This is a genomic window from Ralstonia sp. RL, from assembly GCF_001683835.1.
Lineage (GTDB): Bacteria > Pseudomonadota > Gammaproteobacteria > Burkholderiales > Burkholderiaceae > Ralstonia > Ralstonia mannitolilytica.
Genome location: NZ_LWRX01000090.1, coordinates 23,979 through 41,920 on the forward strand (window position 1 = coordinate 23,979; position 17,942 = coordinate 41,920).

Below are 17,942 nucleotides of genomic sequence, written 5' to 3' on the forward strand. Positions count from 1 at the left end.
GCGCCGCGTGCTCGCCTTCGGTCTTGTGCATACGCCCTCGCGCTACTGAGACGGATCCTGCCGCTCATGGGATACCAAGATGAGCGCGTTCGTATCAATGCCCAGCGCACGTGCGCGTGCAAAGATCGCCTCCCGCTGCGCGGGGTCGAGTTGCCTGTCCCGCGTCAACACCCAGCAGTAGCTGCGGTCCGGCCCGACAACCAGCGCCCAGCGATAGCCCGGATCGAGCGCCGCCACGTGATAGCCACCATAAAACGGACCGAAGAAGGACACCTTCAGCGAGCCCGTATCGGGGCTGCCCACGAACAGCGCTTTGCCGACCGCCTCGCGCCATTCATTCTTGGCCGGATCGAAGCCACGATTGACCACACGCACGCTGCCGTCGGGTTGGGGCTGGTACGTGGCCGATACGTCGGTCAAGCCTCGCTCGAACGAATGATCGAGCCGTGCCTGCTCGTACCAGCGCCCCTGATACCGTTGAAGATCGAACGGCGTAACAGCAGTGATGCCTTCGGGCGGGCTCGTCGGCACACAGCCTGCCAGAAGCATCGTGCCTGCCAGCGCCGGCACCAGCGTCCACCGTTGCAAGCCCGCGCGCACTGCACGCAGGCCATGCTTCGCGCGTTGAAACGCGGTTGTCAACGCATCTGCCATTCAACCCCTCCCTACATGAATGCCACCCATGGCGACATGAAACGCTGCACCACGCAGCGCGTCAACGAAATGCGGCAGAACGCGCGATGCATTCCAACCAGTGAACACGCTTTGCGTTGGCAAATGCGTCTACACCCGATGAATCCCGTTGCAGATCGGTGTAAGCCATGAGCACGATTTGCATCGAGAAAATTTCGCACCGGCGCCTCCGCGTCAGAGGCTCTGTCAGTAGACTTTCAAAGCAGCCTGTTCAACGCTTGACCCCACGCACGCCCTCGCAATATGCCTGCCAAACGCGTTCACGCTGCCCGAGCCTTGGCGCTTGTCCTGTCTTCCATCATGAGCGTCGGCGCCTGGGCCGACTGCCGCGACACGGTGCCCGCGCCGCAGCTGTCAGGCAAGGGAGCGCTGTGCCTGCTGGGGTTCTGCCTCTACGACGCGCAGTTGTGGAGCGCTGAACTCCCGCCCAGCTATGACGCGCCCTTTGCGCTGGAAGTGACATACCGGCGCGCAGTCGAACGAAGCCGCCTCATCGAAACCGCCATCGACGAAATTCGGCGGCTGCAGAGCCCCGTGCCGCCAGACGACACGCTCGCGCAATGGCAGCGCGCCATGACGCCCGCCTTCCCCGATGTCAAACCGGGCGACACTTTGTGCGGCGTGTATCTGCCCGGCCGCGGCGCACGCTTCTACGCAAATGGACAACTGACGACCGAGGTGAACGATCCCGCGTTTGCGCGCGCCTTTTTCGATATCTGGCTGGCACCCGGCACGCGCGCTCCGTCCTTGCGCCGTCACCTTCTGGGCAAGTCACGTTGATGCGCGCACGGCTAGTTGGCGTCTCCCGGCGACTGGAAGCCCGGTTGCCCGATCTGGCTCGGGAACTGCGGTACGCGCCGGAAACGCGAAATGTCGTAACCCATGGCCTGGAAACGGCCCAATGCCGCGCGATAGTCCGCATCGCTCATGTTGGGCTCGCGCGAGAACACCCAGCCGAGGCTTTTGTCCGGATAGCCGAGCAGGGTCACGCGGTATTCGGGGTCGACATACAGCGTCAGCTGCGACACATAGATGGGCCAGAACAACCGCACACGCCATTCGCCGCCGCCACTGCCGTCCACCACCGAATCGACGAACTGCATGCGTTTGAACGGCGCGTCGAAACTGCCGGGCCGATAGACGTACGCATCGTCGATACGGCCATCGGGCCGCAGCGACCATTCGGCATAGCTGCCGACATTGCCCCGCTCGCCAAAGTACGGAATGTTGGCGATGACATACCAACGCCCCATGTAGCGCGGCAGGTCGACCGAAACCGTCTGCAGCGGGACGGCCGCCAGCGGGTTCGGATTCGGCGGCGGGCCGGAGCAGGCCGTGCTGGCCAGCGCCAGCGTGACGACGGCCAGACAACGTGCCCAACCTGACAGGATGACCCCACGAGGGCCTCTTTGATGCGTTCTCATCGTGCTCTCCTCTATGCGGTGGCCGGACAGGCCGGCTGGTTTGTCTGCGTGCTGAGTGCCGCGCGCGACGCCGCGTGGGTCGGCATCGTCTTCGTCGCCGGACTGCTGGCGCTGCACTTGCGGCAAGCCCCCCAGCCGCGGTGGGAGTTGCGGCTGGTGGTGTGGGTCGTGGTGCTGGCGGCGCCGTGGGAAACCGCCCTGATACGTGCCGGCCTCATCGCCTATCCGCACGGCACGTTGTGGGCCGGATTCGCACCGCCCTGGCTGCTGGCGCTCTGGGTGCTGTTCGCGATCCAAGTGAATGTCCTCTTTCGTTGGCTGCGCGGCAGATGGTGGCTGGCGATGCTGCTGGGAGCCGTTGCCGGCCCGCTCTCGTTTCGTGCGGGCGCAGCGCTTGGGGCCGCACACATTTCAGAGATGCCTGCCACGCTCGGCACACTGGCCATCGGTTGGGCGATATGGATGCCGCTGCTGGTGTGGATGGGCGAGCGCACCGATGGCACCGGCATTTCGCCCTGACTGCCGCTGCGGTGCCTAGCGCTTGACGAACCGGTAATGCGCCACGCCCCATTCGTTGCCGTTTGCATAACCGAACAACGTCGAGACTGCCAGGTAGAACATGCGCCAGCGCTGAAACCACACGGCCGCCTGGGCCTTGCCGTAGGTCTGGACGAACACCGGCATCAAACGATCACGGGCCGCGTCCAGGTTGGCGAGCCAATGGTCGGCGGTGCGCGCGTAGTGCGTGCCGCTGACCCACCAGTGCCGCGCCATGCGCAGGTCGTCCTGGAATTCCAGCAGCAACGCCTCCGATGGCATCGTGCCGCCCGTGAAGAAGTACTTCGACATCCAGTCGGTACCGTCCTGCACCTGAAAGTGATACGCCAGCGTGCGATGCGCAAAGATGTGCACGAACAGCACCGCGTCCGGTCGCATCCACCGCGCGATCTTGCTCAACAGCAGGCCGTAGTTCTTCATGTGCTCGAACATTTCGATCGAGACAACACGGTCAAAGCGGCCGCCCTTGGGCATCTCGGCAAACTCGAAATCGACGATGTTTCCGGTGTGCACGGTCAGGTTCGTCAGGCCTCGCTCGGCGGCGCGAGCCTCGATCCAGCTGCGCTGGCCCCGCGAATTCGACAACGCCACGATGCGTGCGTTGGGATAGCGCTTGGCCATCCACAGTGACAACGATCCCCAGCCGCAACCCAGATCCAGAATGCACTGACCGTCGGCCAGGCTGGCACGCTCGGCGTAGCAGGCAAACATTGCCTCTTCGGCCTCGGCCAGCGTTTCGTTGCCGGTCGGGTACAGGGCGCAGGAGTATTTCAACTGCGGCCCCAGATGGGCCTCGAAAAAGGCGGGCGGCAATTCGTAGTGCTGCGTGTTGGCGGCGTCTGTCTCGATAGCGATGGGGCTGCTGTGCAGCTCGTCCAGCAGTGCATTGAAACGACGCGAACGCAGTTCGCCGTCGTTCAGACCTTCGTCTCGCAGGCGTTGGCGCATCAGGGCGCGCATGCCGGCGCGCACGAGCCCATCCGGCAGCCATCCGCGCTCGCAGCACTGGATGAGCCAGCCGTCACTGGCGTCGGCCGCAGCCTGCGGCGGTAGGGTCGGCGTGGACAGTGCAGTCATGTGCGCTCCTTGGATCTGTACGTCTGGTATCAGTGGCGCGGCGGCCAGGGGATCAGTACGCTCGTCGTGCGGGCGTATTCGGCATAGTCATCGCGCGTGGCGTGCATATGCGCCTCAAGCATCGGAACGCCCGAAACCTTGACGAGCAACCACGCCATGGCCACAGGCGGCAACAGCGTGAGCCATGCCCAGGGCGACCCGAGCGCCAGGGGCACATAGGCCAGCCAGTGCACGCATTCAAAAAAATAGTTGGGATGCCGCGAATAGCGCCACAGCCCCACCTGGCAGGTCTTGCCACGGTTGGCCGGGTCGGCTGCAAAGCGGCGCAATTGCCCGTCTGCCACGGCCTCGCCCGCCACAGCCACCAACCACAGGGCCACCGCAATCGCCATGGCGAAAGCGCTGGGAGAATCCGGCCGGTAGCTCGGCACGGCAAACGCGATCGACAGAAACATCGAGACCACCGCCTGCAACTGGAAGAAACCAAACATGTTTCGCGATGCGGCCGGGCCCCACTCCTCACGCAACTTGCGGTAGCGCGCGTCTTCCGGCTTGCCGGCGTTGCGCCGCCACAGGTGCCAGCCAAGGCGCGCACCCCACACCGCACCGCCGGCCCCGACCAGCAAGCGTGCCGGCAACGAACCGGTGCTCAGCGCCGCGTAGAGCAACGCCACCACGCCCAGCGAGAACGCCCAGACGGGATCGACCATGCCGGCGTTCCTGGTGCTCAACTGCCATGCCCACACGGCACTGAACACCGCCACCAGAAACACCAGCGCAACGAGTGCAACGCCGATCGCCGACATCGTCACCCCCGCTGCAGCAGAAACTGCGACACGCCGATCCGCCCCTCGTCAAAGCCGGCCTCGCAGTACGCGAAGTACAGCCGCCAGATGCGGATGAAGGGCTCGTCGAAGCCGAGCGCGCGCACGGCCTCCAGGCGGGCTTCGAAACGCTGGCTCCAGCGGCGCAGTGTCTCTGCGTAGTCGCGGCCGAAGTCGAGGCGGTCGACCACACGCAAACCGTGTTGCTCCGCCAGCCGGATAAAGCGCTCGCGACTGGGCAACATGCCGCCCGGGAAGATGAACTGCTGGATGAAATCGGTGCCGGCGCGGTAGCGCTCGAAATGCGCTTCGTCGATGGTGATGCTCTGCACCAGCGCCCGGCCGCCATGCCGCAGGCAGCGCACCAGCGTCCGGAAGTAGCTCGACCAGTACGCCTCGCCCACGGCCTCGAACATCTCGATGGACGCGATGGCGTCGTACGCCCCGTCCAGGTCCCGATAGTCACGCAGCTCAACGCGGGCCCGGGGCTCGTCGGCCAGGCGCTCGGCCGTATAGCGGCGCTGTTCTTCCGAGAGTGTGATGCCGTGCACGTGTGCACCGCGCGCGCAGGCCATCTCCATCAGGCCGCCCCATCCGCAGCCGATTTCCAGCACATCCATGCCGGGCCCTACCCTCAGCAGGTCGCACACGCGCCGGTACTTGGCGGCTTGCGCTTCAGCAAGGCCATGCCGCAGATTGCCGTTGAACCAGGCCGACGAATACGCCATGCCTTCGTCCAGCCAGAGGCGATAGAAATCGTTACCCAGGTCGTAATGCAGATGGATGTTGCGACGGCTGCCGCGGCGGCTGTTCCGGCGCAGCAGGTGGCGCAGGCGCAGGACGGAGCGCGCCAGCGCATTCCCGAAGATCGCCTGGTCCAGCGTGGCCGCATTGACGATGGCCAGCCGCAGCAGGTTGGTGAGGTTGCCCGAGTCGATCCATCCGTCGCGATATGCTTCGGCAAAGCCCACGTCGCCGCTGCGCAGGATGCGTCCGCAGGCGCGCCAGTCGGTGATGCGCAGATCTGCCACGAGGGGCGACGGGGCATCGCCGATCTGCACCTCGCCATCAGGCGTGACAAGGTGAAGGACGCCGTGCCGCAGCCGCCCGGCCAGCGCTAGAAACAGCCGGCCGGCAGCAGGAACATGGGGCGGCACCCAGGCAAGGGAGCGCGAGGCTGTCATCGGGAGTTCTCCGGAGAAGATCTGTCGTGCGGGACGCGGCCAAAAAACGGCACGCCCTTGAACCACAGGCGCAGGGCCTGCCAATGGATGCGGCCGATGACCTGCAGTGCAAGCAAAGGCTGGCGCAGCAGCGCGCGTCGCAGGTGGGCGGCATCGAACGGCTGCAACCGGCCGCCGATGGCGGTCTGCAGCAAGGCGCCGTCTCGGTCGTGATAGTCGATGCGCACCAGCGCCGTTGCAGCGCCCTCGGCAAAGCGGAACCGATAACCGCCCTCGACCCGGCAGAACGGCGAGACATGCAGTTGCTTGCGGCACGTCAGCACGGTGTGCGCGTCGATGGCTCCGCCGTCGTGCGCGCACAGCAGGTATCGATGGTGCTGCCCGAAGGTGTTGTTGACCTCGGCCAAGACCGCGCGCAGCGTGCCGGCCGCGTCGTGGCAATACCAGAACGAGACGGGGTTGAACATCCAGCCGGCAATGCGCGGAAAGGTCTGCAGCCAGACCTCGCCATCGGCAGGCAAACCCGCGCTGCTCAGCACGCCACGTATCCACGCGAGCAGGTCCGTGCCGTCGCGCGGGCCGTAGTCACGCACGCGCAAGGACAACGGGCGGAGGCAGTCGACGCCGAACCACGCTCCGGTCAGGCGACCCAGCGCGGAGAGCTTCACGCGCACGGCAAACACCGGATAGACGAAGCGATTGGCGACCGGCCGCAGGCGACGGTGCATGACCTGGCCGACGAGAAGCTGTGCGTCGCCGTTCATGGCGCCACCTGTGCCCAGGCCGGAGCGCAGCCGAAATCCGCCACGACGCGCAACGCGGACTTCAGGCCGTCTTCGTGGAATCCGTAGCCCGTCCAGGCGCCCGCAAACCAGGTGCGGCTGCGGCCCTGCAATGCCGGCAGGCGGGCCTGCGCGTCGATGGCCGGTTGGTCGAACACCGGATGCTCGTATTCGAAGCGCCGATACTCAAGCTCGGGCGCGGGCGGCGCAAATGGATTGAGCGTGACCACCACGGGCGTCGTCACCGGCAGCGGTTGCAGCTGGTTCAGCAGGTAGCTGACGCACGGCGCGCCCGCCGTTGCGCCGGCGTGGGGCGCGTCCAGATAGTTCCACGCCGACCACACGCGCCGCCGACGCGGCAACAGGCGGGTATCCCGATGCAGGAATGCGGTGTTGGGCTGGTACCGGAAAGCGCCCAGCACGGCGCGCTCGTCGTCGGTGGCATCGTCGAGCAGCTGCAGCGTCTGCGGTGCATGCGTGGCGAGCACCACGGCGTCGTATCGCTCGCTTCCCGCATCCGTGCGGATATCGACATGGGCCTCTGCCCGGCGGATGCCGCGCACCGGCGTGCCGACACGCACATCGGCCAGCCGGCCGGCAATCGCCTGCACATAGCTGCGCGCACCGCCTTTGACGGTCCGCCAACGCGGCCGGTTGAAGACCTGCAGCAAGCCGTGGTTCAGACAGAACCGAAGGAATGTTTCGGCCGGAAACGCCAGGATCTCGCGGCTCGGCGTCGACCAGATGGCGGCTGCCATCGGAAGCAGATAGTGCGCGCAGAACGGCTCGCCATAGCGGCCGGCTGCCAGCAGCGTGCCGAGGCTGTGGCGTTCATTGCGCGCCACGGCCAGGTTGGCGTGCGCCTGGCGGTTGAAGCGCAGGATGTCGCTCAGCATCGACAGGAACCGCGCCGAGACCAGATTGCGCGGCTGCGCAAAGACCGTGCTGAGGCTGGTGCCGGCCCATTCCAGCGCCCCGCCGTCGACCGATACGCTGAACGACATGTCGCTCTCGCAATGCGCTACGCCAAGCTCGTCGAACAACGCAATGAGGTTCGGGTACGTGCGGGCATTGAACACGAGAAAACCGGTATCCACGCCAAAGACCTGCCCGCCCTCCTCGATGTCGACCGTATTGGTGTGCCCGCCAAGCCGTGGCGCGGCCTCGAACAGCGTCACGGCGTGCCGCTTCGCAAGAAAATGCGCCGCCGCCAGCCCCGAGATGCCGGAGCCGACCACGGCAATGCGCTTTGCAGGAAACTGAAGAATGTTCAAGGCGATGCCTCTTGGGGTGGCTGGGCGCTCATCCGCCGTGGCGGCCGGGCAGCAGCGCAAGAAACTCGCGCCGCAGGCTGGGATCGGTCAGGAACACGCCGCGCATCACGCTGCTCACCATGCGCGACTCGTCGTCTTTCGTACCGCGCCAGTGCATGCAGTAGTGCTCGGCCTCCAGCACAACGGCCAGGCCGTCGGGCGCCATGCGGTCTTCCAGCAAATCGGCGATCTGCTTGATGGCTTCTTCCTGGATCTGCGGACGGCTCATGACCCAGTCGATCAGCCGGGCGTACTTGGACAGCCCGATCAACTGGGAGTCCTGGCGCGGCATGACGCCGACCCACGCGCGCCCCATCACCGGACACAGGTGGTGCGAGCAGGCGCTGCGCACCCGCAACGGCCCGACCACCATCAGCTCGTTGAGCCGCTCCGCATTCGGAAACGCCGTCACTTCGGGGGCTTCGACGTAGCGGCCGGCAAACACCTCGCGCACGAACATCTTGGCGACGCGGCGCGCGGTTTCCCGGCTGTTGTGGTCTTGTTCCACATCGATGACCAGCGCGCGCAGCACCGCCTGCAGGCGCTCCTCCACCTCTGCCTGGAGCAGATCCAGTTCACCCTCGCGCAGGTAGGCGGCGATGTTGTCGTTGGCGTGAAAACGGTGGCCGGCACTCATCAGCCGCTCCCGAATCCGGACAGAAAGCGGCACGCTGCCAGCCGCCCCGGCAAACCCGGGCGGATCCAAAGTCAGTTTCATTGAAATGCCTCCGAAAAGCGGGCGGCGCTCACCGCCCATGCCGGCTCAGCACAGCGCCCTGGCGGCGCTCTGTTGCGTATACGCGGCTAAGTGGCGGGTGGATGCATCGACTCGGCCCGTATGGCGAACTCCATCGCGTCTTCCAGCATCAGCCGCGCGCGGTTGGCGACATCGCCCAGATGCCGGTGCAGTTGCTCATCGAGCGTCGAGCGCACCGCGCAGCCGTCACTGAACCGCTCAAAGGCATCGAGTTGCCGGATCAGGTCGACAAGATGCCGTGGGCACTCGCACGCAATCGTCTGTGACGCATTGGCAAAGATGTCCAGTTGGCGGTCGGTGAAACGGCGCGCATTCCGACGCAGGGGCTCGAGCTTCCCGTAGACAACGTCGACGCGCACGAGCTGCGTCAACTCGTTCAGTATCTGGTCCAGTTCGGCCTGGGCGTTGGGGTCCCGATACAGGCGCACACCGGCGGCGCGCAGCATGTCGGTGGCGCGGACCGTGCCAAAGCTGTAGATCACGCCCACCGCACGCGTGCCCGTGCTGCGGGCTGCCACCAGGATGGCTTGCGCGGTGTCAGGCTGCAAGGAAGCCGCGTCGACGATCAGGACGTCCGTACCAGCCGGTACCGCAGGCGGCACGTGTCCATCCAGGGCGGGGAGTTCAGAGACCGCGTCAACGCCGAGGGAGGCGAGCGTGGTTTTCCTGCGCCGCACGCGTTCGGCCAGCAGGCTGCCACAAACGGCGAGCGAGATTGCAGCGTGCCCGGCCACGGGCGGACCCGGCTCTTCGCTGGCCTGTGATGCTTCCAGAAGCTGTTCAAGCTCGGCGCTGCTGATGCGTGCAATCGTGCCGATCGCGTGTCCGCGATTGACCAGCGTCCTGAGCAGCGCCAGGCGCCGGACGTCTTCGCCGGAATACAACCGCTGGCCTGTCTCCGATTTGGCGGGCGAAATCACGCCGTAGCGCTGTTCCCACACACGGAGCGTGGACACAGGCATCCGGGCCATGCGGGCGGCTGTACCGCTTCGATACCGTGGCGTTGCGTTGTCTTCGTGTTGCACATGCGTCTCCATGCGAGCGCTGATTCGCTTACATGAAACGCGGTGGACGGGATAACGTCAACGAAATGTCGCGGGATACGCCACATTTTCGTACGATTGAACAGGATTTGAGTTGGATTTATGCGGACCGTCGTGCCGCCACAGGCAGACGAGGCCGCCCCCCCCCTTTCTGCCCGGCCGTTCCCAACGTGGTGCTATGCTTGCCCCCGCACGCCATTGCGTGCCCATCCCGGATGGCCCATTTCAATCCAATCTACGCATCCCATGGCGACGAAAACCAAGACCGCAGCAAAGAAAGCCGCACCGGCAAAGAAAACCGCACCGGCCAAGAAAGCCGCTGCCGCGGCACCGGCCGTCAAGCCGCTGAAGAACACGTTCACCAAGGCAAGCCTGGTCAGCCATCTGGCCGAGCAGGCCGCCGTCGACGCCAAGTCGGTGAAGGCTGTGCTTCAGCACCTTGAGCACACCATCCTGGGCGCCCTGCACAAGAAGGGTGCTGGCGAATTCACGCTGCCGGGCCTGTTCAAGGTGACGTCGGTGAAGGTGCCGGCGACCAAGCGCCGCTTCGGCAAGAACCCGTTTACGGGCCTGGAACAGTGGTTCGAGGCCAAGCCGGCAACGGTGCGGGTGAAGGTCCGGGCGCTGAAGAAGGTCAAGGACGCCGCCGTGAACGGCTGACGTCTCATCAAGGGAGCTTCGGCTCCCTTTTCTTTTGGGCGCTGCCGCTGAACGGGCAACGCCCTCGCGCACGTCCGAGCGGCGGGTAACGTTTCCACTCGAATACGGTACCCGCAGCCCGGCGTGCCCACGCCGCGCCGATCAAGACAGCGCCGCGAACGCCGCCGCAACCAGACGGCGCTGCTCGGCCTGATGCGCACGCACCGACGCATGCGCCCCCGACGGCGTAGCCCGACGGCACACCGCGGCGAGGCGACTGCCCTTCGGTACTGACCCCTCCAGTGCGTCGCGCACGGAGCGCCATGCCCCCTGGTTGGCGTCTTCCTCCTGCGCCCAGACGATTTCCGCCAGGTTCGGGAATCGCTCCAGCGCGGCCTTGAGCGCGTGCTGGGGGAACGGATACAGCTGCTCCACGCGGATCAGCGCGACATCGGCGCGCCCCTCCCGCTCGCGCTGTGCGAGCAGTTCATAGAAGAACTTGCCGCTGCACAGCACGGCCCGCGTGACGGCGTCCGGATCGCGCGTTGCGGTGTCGGGCAAGACCGGCATGAACGCGCCCTCGACAAGGTCGCGCACGCGCGCATGCGAACGTGCATGACCCAGCAGCTCCGCCTTGGGCGACATGACGATCAACGGCTTGGGCTCGGTCAGCGCGGCCTGCTCGCGCAGCAGGTGGAACCACTGGCCGGAGGTCGACGGCATGACGACGCGCAGGTTGCCGTCCGCGCACAGTTGCAGGAAGCGGCCCAGGAACCCGCTCGAATGCTCGGGGCCGACGCCTTCATGGCCGTGCGGCAGCAGCATCGTCAGCGCAGACCGGCAACCCCATTTGTACTCGCCCGATGCGATGTACTGGTCGATGAAGACCTGGGCGCCGTTGACGAAATCGCCGAACTGCGCCTCCCAGAGCGTGAGCCGCGTACGGGTCTGCACGCTATAGCCGTACTCGAAGCCGAGCGCAGCCTCTTCCGACAGCGGCGAGTTGACGACGTCAAACCCACCTTGGTGTGGCGCCAGGTGCTGCAGCGGGACGTACGGACTGCGCTCGGCAGGCTGCGTCGCTTGCGAGTGCCATACCGCATGGCGGTGCATGAACGTCCCGCGGCCCACATCCATGCCGGACAGCCGTACGCTGTGGCCGTCTTCGAGCAAGGTGGCATAGGCCAGGTTTTCGGCCATGCACCAGTCGGCCGCTTGCTCGCCGTCCGACACCGCCGTACGCCAGCGCTCGCACAGACCGCGCACCATGTCGTGCAGCAGGACACCGTCGGGCGGTGTGGTCAACGTTTGCGTGAGCGCCTGCAGGCGCCGCAACGACAGCGGCTGAAGCGGTCGCCGCGTGCACGCGGGGCCAGCTACCGCATCCGCGGCGGACACCGCTGCGGCATGCCCCGCCACCAGCGTCCGCAGCGCGTGCTCGCGCAGGTCGGCCAGGCGCGTCGATGCCGCGCTGGCCGGGTGATACTGCTCGGTGACCGTGGGATGCGCCGCAATGGCCGCATGCAATGCGGGCTGCGTGAGGGCGGGCGTGTCGTGCTCGGAATGGCCCAGGCGCCGGTAGCCGATCAGGTCGATGACGATGTCGGCACCGTGCTCCATGCGGTATGCGATGGCGATCCGTGCTGCGCGCACGACGGCTTCCGGATCGTCCGCATTGACGTGAAGGACCGGCGCATCGACCATGCGGGTGACGTCAGTGCAGTAGTCGTTCGCGCGCACGTCCATCGCGTTGGGCGTGGTGAAGCCGATCTGGTTGTTGACGATCACGTGCACGACGCCGCCAGCGGTATAGCCGCTGCGGCGGGTCAGGTTCAGCGTTTCCATGACGACGCCCTGCCCAGCGAACGCCGCGTCGCCGTGCACCATGATCGGCACGCACGGTGTATCGGGGTGTTCGTCCACGTACGCGCGGGCCATGCCGCAGACGACCGGATACACACTTTGCAGATGCGACGGATTGGGCGCCAGCACCAGAGACACTTCACCGCCGGCAACGGTGCGCCGGGCCGCGCCCCCGAGGTGATACGGCAGGTCGCGCTGCGCGATGGCGACGTCGGAATCCGGATCGAGCCGCTCGAGCATGCCGCGCGCATCCACCCCCATCACGTTGACCAGCGCGTTCAGGCGCCCACGGTGCGGCAGGCCAAGAAAGATCTGGCGTACGCCGCAGTTGCCGGCCTCTCCGATGAGCGTGTCGAGCAGCGGCACCAGGCTCTCGCAGCCCTCCAGCGAGAACCGCTTGGCGTGCGCGAACGTGCTGCCAGCCAGCCGCTCCCACATTTCAGCGGCCAGCAGCCGGCCCAGCAGCCAGCGCTTGTGCTCGGGCGCCGGCGGCGGGGCAAGCAGTTCGGTTTCCATGCGGGCATGAAGCCACGCACGGCGCTGGCGCTTGCGCACACCGCTGCAATCGAGACCGATCGATCCGCAATACACGCGCCTGAGCTGCCACTCGAGCTCCTGCACGGTGGTCGCTGTCGGCAGGGCGGTGCCATCCGGTTCGCGGCGCTGTGCCGGGTCCAGGCCATGGAACGCCGGACGCAGTTCGGGCACGTCGGGCAACGGCACGCGCGCAAGCGGATCGAGACGCGCGCGGCGATAGCCGAGCTCGCGGTATGCGTCGATCAGGCCGCCGACAGCGGTGGCGGCAGCCACCGGGGCAAGCGTGGGGCCCGGCCCCACTTCGACAAGTTGCGGAGAGTGTGAAGACATGGTTGTTCACGAGAAAAGAGACACCGTGGTTTGCCCCCACCACCGGCACGCCATGCTCCCGCGCGCAACCCTCCAGCCGGCACAGCGGTCGGTCAGCAGGCACGTGTTCGGTAGACGGCGGGGACCGCTCGAAACGCCACACCGGGCAACCGCCCGGGCGCAACGTCGATTCCTTGTTCTACGAGCCGCCTGGCGACGGCCCGTGCCTCCTCCGTTGGACTGCTGACAGCAACATCACTGCAACGACGGCACTGCAACGACAGATTACGAAAGCGTCTGGACCTCGCCCCAGGCCGCAGCCGCTGCGGGCAACGTGGCCGCGGCCCCGCCATGCACGGCATGCGTGCGATCCGACAGATCGCCATGAAGCCGGAACGCGCTGACCATGTGAGCCAGCTGATCGGCCTGGTCCTGCAGGGCCTGGGCCGCCGCGGCGCTTTGCTCGACCAGCGCGGCGTTTTCCTGCGTGACCTTGTCCATCTGGGTGATGGCCTCGTTGATCTGCTCGATGCCCTGGCTCTGCTCGCGGCTCGATGCGCTGATCTCCGAGACGATGTTCGTCACATTCTGGATGCCGGCCACCACGTCGCGGATGATCTGGCCGGCCTCTTCGACCTTGGCGGTACCGGCGCCGACGTGGCTGACGGAATCCTCGATGAGCCCCTTGATCTCCTTGGCGGCAGCCGCGCTGCGCTGCGCGAGGCTGCGCACCTCGCCGGCCACGACCGCAAACCCGCGCCCCTGCTCGCCGGCGCGCGCGGCTTCCACGGCGGCGTTCAGCGCAAGGATGTTGGTCTGGAAGGCAATGCTGTCGATCACGCCGATGATGTCGACGATCTTGCGCGACGACGCGTTGATCGTGCTCATGGTCTCGATCGCATCCCCCACTGCGTCACCGCCCTTGGTGGCGACCTGCGACGCATTCGACGCCAGGCGGCTGGCTTCCTGTGCGTTGTCGGCGTTTTGCTTGACGGTGGACGTGAGCTGCTCCATCGCGGCCGCGGTCTCCTCCAGGGAGCTCGCCTGCTGCTCGGTGCGGCTGGACAGGTCGAGGTTGCCGCTGGCCACCTCGCGCGACGCCCGGGTAATGGTGTCGGTGCCGTCGCGCACGCGCCCGACAATGCGGTGCAGGTTTTCCGTCATGTGCTTGAGCGCACCGAGCAGGCGGCCGATCTCGTCGCGCGTGTCGACCTCCAGGTGATGCGTCAGGTTGCCCTGCGCCACCGCTTCGGCCAGCTGCACGGCGCGATTGATCGGTCGCGTGATCGTGCGCGTGATGAAGCCGCCGGTGGCAATGGCCAGCAGCGCCGCCACCACGCTCAGCACGATCATCTGGATCTTCGCGCTGGCCCCCTGCTCGGCCGCTTCGCCCACGTCGCGTTCCATCTCGGCGGCCTGGTGGTCGACCATCTTGTCGACCAGCACGTAGTACTGGTCCTGCAGGCGGCTCATCTCGCCCTGGTAGAGCACGCGCGCGTCTTCCGGCCTGTTGGCATCGACGAGCTCGAAGAACTTGCGCACGCTCGCGCCATACGCCGAGCGCGCATCGAACTGCTCCTTGAACAGTGCCTTTCCCTGGTCGGTCTTGAGCAGCTTCTCGAGCCGCCCGTACGCCTGCCCGTTGGCCTGCCGGATGGCCGCGTAGTCGTTCATGTACTTCGCCTTCTGTTCAGGCGAAGTGGCCAGCAACAGGTTGCTGAGAATGCCGTTGGCCTTGTAGCCGTTGTTCTTGATCTGGTTGCTCAGCGCGATCAGCGAATAGCGCTCGCTGACGATCCGGCTCATCTTCGTGTTGTTGTCGTCCAGATGCTGTATGCCGACCGTCGCGGTCCCGATCAGCAGCAGCACGACGAGCGCGAACGCCGCACCTAGCCGTACGCCGATCTTCATATCCGAGATTCTCATTTGCTTCATTCCTGTTTCAGCGCTTCAAGAGAGAGACGTCATGGCCGGGCAATACCATTGCCGGCCATTCGGCGATGCACTCAGGTGCATGCAGGAAGGCAGAAGAATTCCGCGCAAGAAAATGCGGCCGCCATTTACCGATCTGTTTCTCCGGCCCCCTTCGACCGGACTTGTCGGCATGGCAGGACAAATCTTGAGCAGCGGCCAGATGCGGCCATGGGACTCGTTTTTGGCGCACGCGTCGTATCGCGCGCACCTCATGCACGAAATGGAATCAATACGATGAGAACAGCGTGCATCGGGCCGAATTCACGTGCATGAAAACGCACCAAATCTGGGATTCAGCATTTCGCCGGCCGCGATTTTTTCGTCGTGAAATTATTTTAATTCTCATATTAGAGGGCCATTTCAGTGTGACCGCCGCACGTCATCACGGTGCATGCGGCCGGCCGGCAGCCGGCCCTCCTCAGCGCTCGAACCGCTGTCCGATACAGGCTTCTTTCTCAGGTACGAAGCCTTGTGTATGCCGAGCTTCTGCGCTCAGTCCGGCACCACCGCCGTCACCTCAATCTCGACTTTGGCTCGGTCTTCCACCAGCGCCGACACCTCCACCGCCGTCATCGCAATGCTGAAGCTTCCGATCAGCTCACGGAATGCCTTGCCGATTTCCGGATACGCCTCAACGTAGGCCTGCTTGTCGGTCACATACCACGTCATGCGCACGATGTGCTCGGGCTTGGCGCCACCTTCGGCCAGCACCTCGACGATGTTCTGCAGCGCCTGGCGCACCTGGCCGGCGAGGTCATCGGTATGGAAGACACCTTGCGCATCCCAGCCGATCATGCCGGCCACGAAGATCATGCGCCCGCGCGCAGAGACGCCGTTTGCATAGCCTTTCGGGCGCGGCCAGCCGGGGGGGAGAAGCACTTGCATGATGCGATTCCTTCTTATTCGATGTTCCAGTGTGGGACGCTTGCCTCGATCGCCTGCCGCACATCGGGCGGCACGGCAATCGCGCGATGCGTATTGAGATCGGTAAATACCAGCACCTGCTGCGAGCGCACGCGCTGTTCGTCGCCAGCCCAGCAATCCAGGCCCAACGTGAGCGACGCATTGCCGAGCCGCTCCAGCTTCAGCTTGAACTGCACGTCGTCGCCCATGCGGCTGATGGCGCTGAACTCGCAATGCAGTTTGACGATGGGCAGGCCGATGCGGCGCGGGCCGAGCATCTGCGCATACGAAATGCCCAGCCCATCGGTGAACCAGTCTTCGACCAGGCCGTTGAACAGCACCAGGTACTGCGGAAAGTAGACGATGCCCGCCGGGTCGCAGTGGGCGAAGCGGATGCGCGTGGCGCGCTCGAAGTGGTAGCTCATGCCGCGTTGTGCTCCCGCAGGCGATAGCGCAGCAGCTTGCCGACTTCACTGCGCGGCAGGCTCGCGCAGAACTCGATGGCGCGCGGGTACTTGTACGGCGCCACCGTCTGTTTCACGAAATCCTGCAGCGCCTTCACCATTTCCGGACCGGGCGCGTGGCCGGGATGCAGCACCACGAAGGCCTTGACGATCTGGCCGCGCTCTTCATCGGGCACGCCGATCACGCCGCACTCGGCCACGGCCGGATGCTGCATCAGCGCGTCTTCCACCTCGGGCGCGGCGATGTTGTAACCCGACGAGATGATCATGTCATCGGTGCGCGAGTGGTAGTGGAAGTAGCCTTCCTCATCCATCACGTAGGCATCGCCCGTGAGGTTCCAGCCGTTGCGCACGTAGGCGCGCTGGCGATCATCGGCCAGGTAGCGGCAACCGGTCGGGCCCTGGACGGCCAGCCGGCCGACGGTGCCGGGCGGCACGGGGTTGCCTGCGTCATCCACCACGCGGGCGACATAGCCGGGAACGGCCTTGCCGGTGGCGCCCGGGCGCACGTCGGCATCGGCGGCGGAGATGAAGATGTGCAGCATCTCCGTCGCGCCGATGCCGTCGATCAGCTCGATGCCGGTGGCGTTCTTCCACAGTGTGCGCGTGGCCACCGGCAGCGCTTCGCCCGCCGACACACAGCGGCGCAGCGGCGTGGCGCGCAACTCGTCTCCGCGCGCTGCGATGTTGCGGTACGTGGTGGGCGCGGTGAACAGCACCGTCGCGCCGAATGTGCGGATGCCGTCCACGAGATCGTTCGGCGACGCCTTCTCCAGCAGCACCGTCGATGCCCCCACGCTCATCGGAAACAGCAGCAGGCCGCCAAGGCCAAACGTAAACGCCATCGGCGGGCTGCCGATGAAGATGTCATCGGCCCGCGGCTTGAGCACATGGGGCGGCCAGCACGCGCAGATGGCCATGATGTCGCGGTGAAAGTGCATCGTCGCCTTGGGCACGCCGGTGGTGCCGGACGTGAAGGCGAGCAGGCACGTGTCGTCCGCCGCCGTATCGACGTTGACGAACGTGGCCGGCTGGCGTGCCATGGCCGCTTCCAGTCCCTCGGGCGTGTCATCGTGAAAGCGCATCACCTGGACCGGCTTGGCGGCCTGCGCAACGGCGTCATTGAGCTCGTCAATCAGGCGCGCATCGCAGAGCGCAAAGCCGATCTCGCCTTTGCCGATGATCTGCCCCAGCTCCTTGGCGCGCAGCAGCGGCATGGTGGTGACGGCAATCGCGCCCACCTTCATCACCGCAAACCAGCACGCGGCCAGCATCGGGCTGTTGGGCGAGCGCATCAGCACGCGGTTGCCCGGCACAACGCCCATCTCATTGACCAGCACGTTCGCGATGCGGTTGGCGTGCTCCTGCAGGTCTGCATACGTCCAGCGGATGCCCGGCGCCTGGATGCACAGGCGATCGCCCTCCCCCGCCGCCACACGACGGTCCAGCAGCTCCGTCGCGCAGTTCAGCTGCGCCGGAAACTGCAATGCCGGCAGGTCGAAGCGATACACCGGCTGCAGCTCCACCGGAGGCAGGCGATCGCGGGCGAAGGTGTCGATATGGGCGCTGGGCATGGCGAGCTCTCCGTCTCGATAAAC

Annotated in this window: 17 protein-coding genes; 3 read left to right on the plus strand and 14 right to left on the minus strand. The window is 65.9% G+C overall.

Features of this window, described 5'->3' with window-relative positions:
- Window positions 1-42: 42 nt before the first annotated feature.
- A complete protein-coding gene (locus A6M56_RS08315; protein WP_102079161.1) occupies window positions 43-654 on the minus strand; it encodes a lipocalin family protein in 612 nt (203 codons plus the stop codon).
- Window positions 655-993: 339 nt separating this feature from the next.
- Here A6M56_RS08315 and A6M56_RS08320 point away from each other — a divergent pair, with 339 nt between their 5' ends.
- Window positions 994-1,473: a chalcone isomerase family protein gene (locus A6M56_RS08320; RefSeq protein ID WP_102079162.1), complete on the plus strand. Its 480-nt coding sequence runs from the start codon at window positions 994-996 to the stop codon at window positions 1,471-1,473.
- An 11-nt stretch (window positions 1,474-1,484) separates the two neighbouring features.
- Here A6M56_RS08320 and A6M56_RS08325 read toward each other — a convergent pair whose 3' ends face one another.
- Window positions 1,485-2,117: a lipocalin family protein gene (locus A6M56_RS08325; RefSeq protein ID WP_102079163.1), complete on the minus strand. Its 633-nt coding sequence runs from the start codon at window positions 2,115-2,117 to the stop codon at window positions 1,485-1,487.
- Between A6M56_RS08325 and A6M56_RS08330 the strand changes: the two genes are divergently transcribed.
- Window positions 2,106-2,636: a DUF2878 domain-containing protein gene (locus A6M56_RS08330; protein WP_102079164.1), complete on the plus strand. Its 531-nt coding sequence runs from the start codon at window positions 2,106-2,108 to the stop codon at window positions 2,634-2,636. The genes A6M56_RS08325 and A6M56_RS08330 overlap by 12 nt on opposite strands.
- Before the next feature lie 15 nt (window positions 2,637-2,651).
- Here A6M56_RS08330 and A6M56_RS08335 read toward each other — a convergent pair whose 3' ends face one another.
- The 7 genes from A6M56_RS08335 to A6M56_RS08365 form a co-directional block, all read right to left on the minus strand.
- Window positions 2,652-3,752, minus strand: a complete 1,101-nt coding sequence (locus tag A6M56_RS08335) for an SAM-dependent methyltransferase (protein ID WP_104565014.1) — start codon at window positions 3,750-3,752, stop codon at window positions 2,652-2,654.
- A gap of 29 nt (window positions 3,753-3,781) precedes the next feature.
- Window positions 3,782-4,558, minus strand: a complete 777-nt coding sequence (locus tag A6M56_RS08340) for a DUF1295 domain-containing protein (protein ID WP_102079165.1) — start codon at window positions 4,556-4,558, stop codon at window positions 3,782-3,784.
- 2 nt (window positions 4,559-4,560) lie between these two features.
- Window positions 4,561-5,760 (minus strand): SAM-dependent methyltransferase, encoded by a 1,200-nt coding sequence (locus A6M56_RS08345; protein ID WP_062738613.1) that lies wholly within the window; start codon window positions 5,758-5,760, stop codon window positions 4,561-4,563.
- Complete coding sequence (locus A6M56_RS08350; RefSeq protein ID WP_062738612.1) at window positions 5,757-6,524, minus strand: DUF1365 domain-containing protein; 768 nt, start codon at window positions 6,522-6,524, stop codon at window positions 5,757-5,759. Before A6M56_RS08350 ends, A6M56_RS08345 begins: the two co-directional genes overlap by 4 nt.
- On the minus strand, window positions 6,521-7,816 hold the full coding sequence (locus tag A6M56_RS08355; protein WP_102079166.1) for an NAD(P)/FAD-dependent oxidoreductase: 1,296 nt from the start codon (window positions 7,814-7,816) through the stop codon (window positions 6,521-6,523). The genes A6M56_RS08350 and A6M56_RS08355 overlap by 4 nt, the downstream gene beginning before the upstream one ends.
- Window positions 7,817-7,844: 28 nt before the next feature.
- Window positions 7,845-8,573 (minus strand): GTP cyclohydrolase I, encoded by a 729-nt coding sequence (gene folE / locus A6M56_RS08360; RefSeq protein WP_045219208.1) that lies wholly within the window; start codon window positions 8,571-8,573, stop codon window positions 7,845-7,847.
- Window positions 8,574-8,659: 86 nt separating this feature from the next.
- Window positions 8,660-9,649, minus strand: coding sequence for a MerR family transcriptional regulator (locus A6M56_RS08365; protein ID WP_045219207.1), 990 nt, complete (start codon window positions 9,647-9,649; stop codon window positions 8,660-8,662).
- A 252-nt stretch (window positions 9,650-9,901) separates the two neighbouring features.
- Here A6M56_RS08365 and A6M56_RS08370 point away from each other — a divergent pair, with 252 nt between their 5' ends.
- Complete coding sequence (locus A6M56_RS08370) at window positions 9,902-10,315, plus strand: HU family DNA-binding protein (RefSeq protein ID WP_045219204.1); 414 nt, start codon at window positions 9,902-9,904, stop codon at window positions 10,313-10,315.
- A 141-nt stretch (window positions 10,316-10,456) separates the two neighbouring features.
- On the opposite strand, the gene A6M56_RS08375 is transcribed toward A6M56_RS08370, so the two are convergent.
- From A6M56_RS08375 to A6M56_RS08395, 5 genes are all read right to left on the minus strand, one after another.
- Window positions 10,457-13,024, minus strand: coding sequence for a 2-oxoglutarate dehydrogenase E1 component (locus A6M56_RS08375; RefSeq protein WP_286758067.1), 2,568 nt, complete (start codon window positions 13,022-13,024; stop codon window positions 10,457-10,459).
- Between the two features lie 264 nt (window positions 13,025-13,288).
- Window positions 13,289-14,929, minus strand: a complete 1,641-nt coding sequence (locus A6M56_RS08380; protein WP_045220366.1) for a methyl-accepting chemotaxis protein — start codon at window positions 14,927-14,929, stop codon at window positions 13,289-13,291.
- Between the two features lie 540 nt (window positions 14,930-15,469).
- Complete coding sequence (locus A6M56_RS08385) at window positions 15,470-15,862, minus strand: RidA family protein (protein WP_045219199.1); 393 nt, start codon at window positions 15,860-15,862, stop codon at window positions 15,470-15,472.
- A gap of 14 nt (window positions 15,863-15,876) precedes the next feature.
- A complete protein-coding gene (locus A6M56_RS08390) occupies window positions 15,877-16,305 on the minus strand; it encodes an acyl-CoA thioesterase (RefSeq protein WP_102079168.1) in 429 nt (142 codons plus the stop codon).
- Complete coding sequence (locus A6M56_RS08395; RefSeq protein ID WP_102079169.1) at window positions 16,302-17,918, minus strand: AMP-binding protein; 1,617 nt, start codon at window positions 17,916-17,918, stop codon at window positions 16,302-16,304. Before A6M56_RS08395 ends, A6M56_RS08390 begins: the two co-directional genes overlap by 4 nt.
- Window positions 17,919-17,942: the final 24 nt, after the last annotated feature.

Coding starts and splice junctions, on each gene's coding strand:
- A6M56_RS08365 (WP_045219207.1), bottom strand. CDS start 9,649: ATGGAGACGCATGTGCAACACGAAGACAACGCAACGCCACGGTATCGA.
- A6M56_RS08395 (WP_102079169.1), bottom strand. CDS start 17,918: ATGCCCAGCGCCCATATCGACACCTTCGCCCGCGATCGCCTGCCTCCG.
- A6M56_RS08350 (WP_062738612.1), bottom strand. CDS start 6,524: ATGAACGGCGACGCACAGCTTCTCGTCGGCCAGGTCATGCACCGTCGC.
- A6M56_RS08375 (WP_286758067.1), bottom strand. CDS start 13,024: ATGTCTTCACACTCTCCGCAACTTGTCGAAGTGGGGCCGGGCCCCACG.
- A6M56_RS08320 (WP_102079162.1), top strand. CDS start 994: ATGAGCGTCGGCGCCTGGGCCGACTGCCGCGACACGGTGCCCGCGCCG.
- A6M56_RS08345 (WP_062738613.1), bottom strand. CDS start 5,760: ATGACAGCCTCGCGCTCCCTTGCCTGGGTGCCGCCCCATGTTCCTGCT.
- A6M56_RS08385 (WP_045219199.1), bottom strand. CDS start 15,862: ATGCAAGTGCTTCTCCCCCCCGGCTGGCCGCGCCCGAAAGGCTATGCA.
- A6M56_RS08325 (WP_102079163.1), bottom strand. CDS start 2,117: ATGAGAACGCATCAAAGAGGCCCTCGTGGGGTCATCCTGTCAGGTTGG.
- A6M56_RS08370 (WP_045219204.1), top strand. CDS start 9,902: ATGGCGACGAAAACCAAGACCGCAGCAAAGAAAGCCGCACCGGCAAAG.
- folE (WP_045219208.1), bottom strand. CDS start 8,573: ATGAAACTGACTTTGGATCCGCCCGGGTTTGCCGGGGCGGCTGGCAGC.
- A6M56_RS08340 (WP_102079165.1), bottom strand. CDS start 4,558: ATGTCGGCGATCGGCGTTGCACTCGTTGCGCTGGTGTTTCTGGTGGCG.
- A6M56_RS08315 (WP_102079161.1), bottom strand. CDS start 654: ATGGCAGATGCGTTGACAACCGCGTTTCAACGCGCGAAGCATGGCCTG.
- A6M56_RS08330 (WP_102079164.1), top strand. CDS start 2,106: ATGCGTTCTCATCGTGCTCTCCTCTATGCGGTGGCCGGACAGGCCGGC.
- A6M56_RS08335 (WP_104565014.1), bottom strand. CDS start 3,752: ATGACTGCACTGTCCACGCCGACCCTACCGCCGCAGGCTGCGGCCGAC.
- A6M56_RS08390 (WP_102079168.1), bottom strand. CDS start 16,305: ATGAGCTACCACTTCGAGCGCGCCACGCGCATCCGCTTCGCCCACTGC.
- A6M56_RS08380 (WP_045220366.1), bottom strand. CDS start 14,929: ATGAGAATCTCGGATATGAAGATCGGCGTACGGCTAGGTGCGGCGTTC.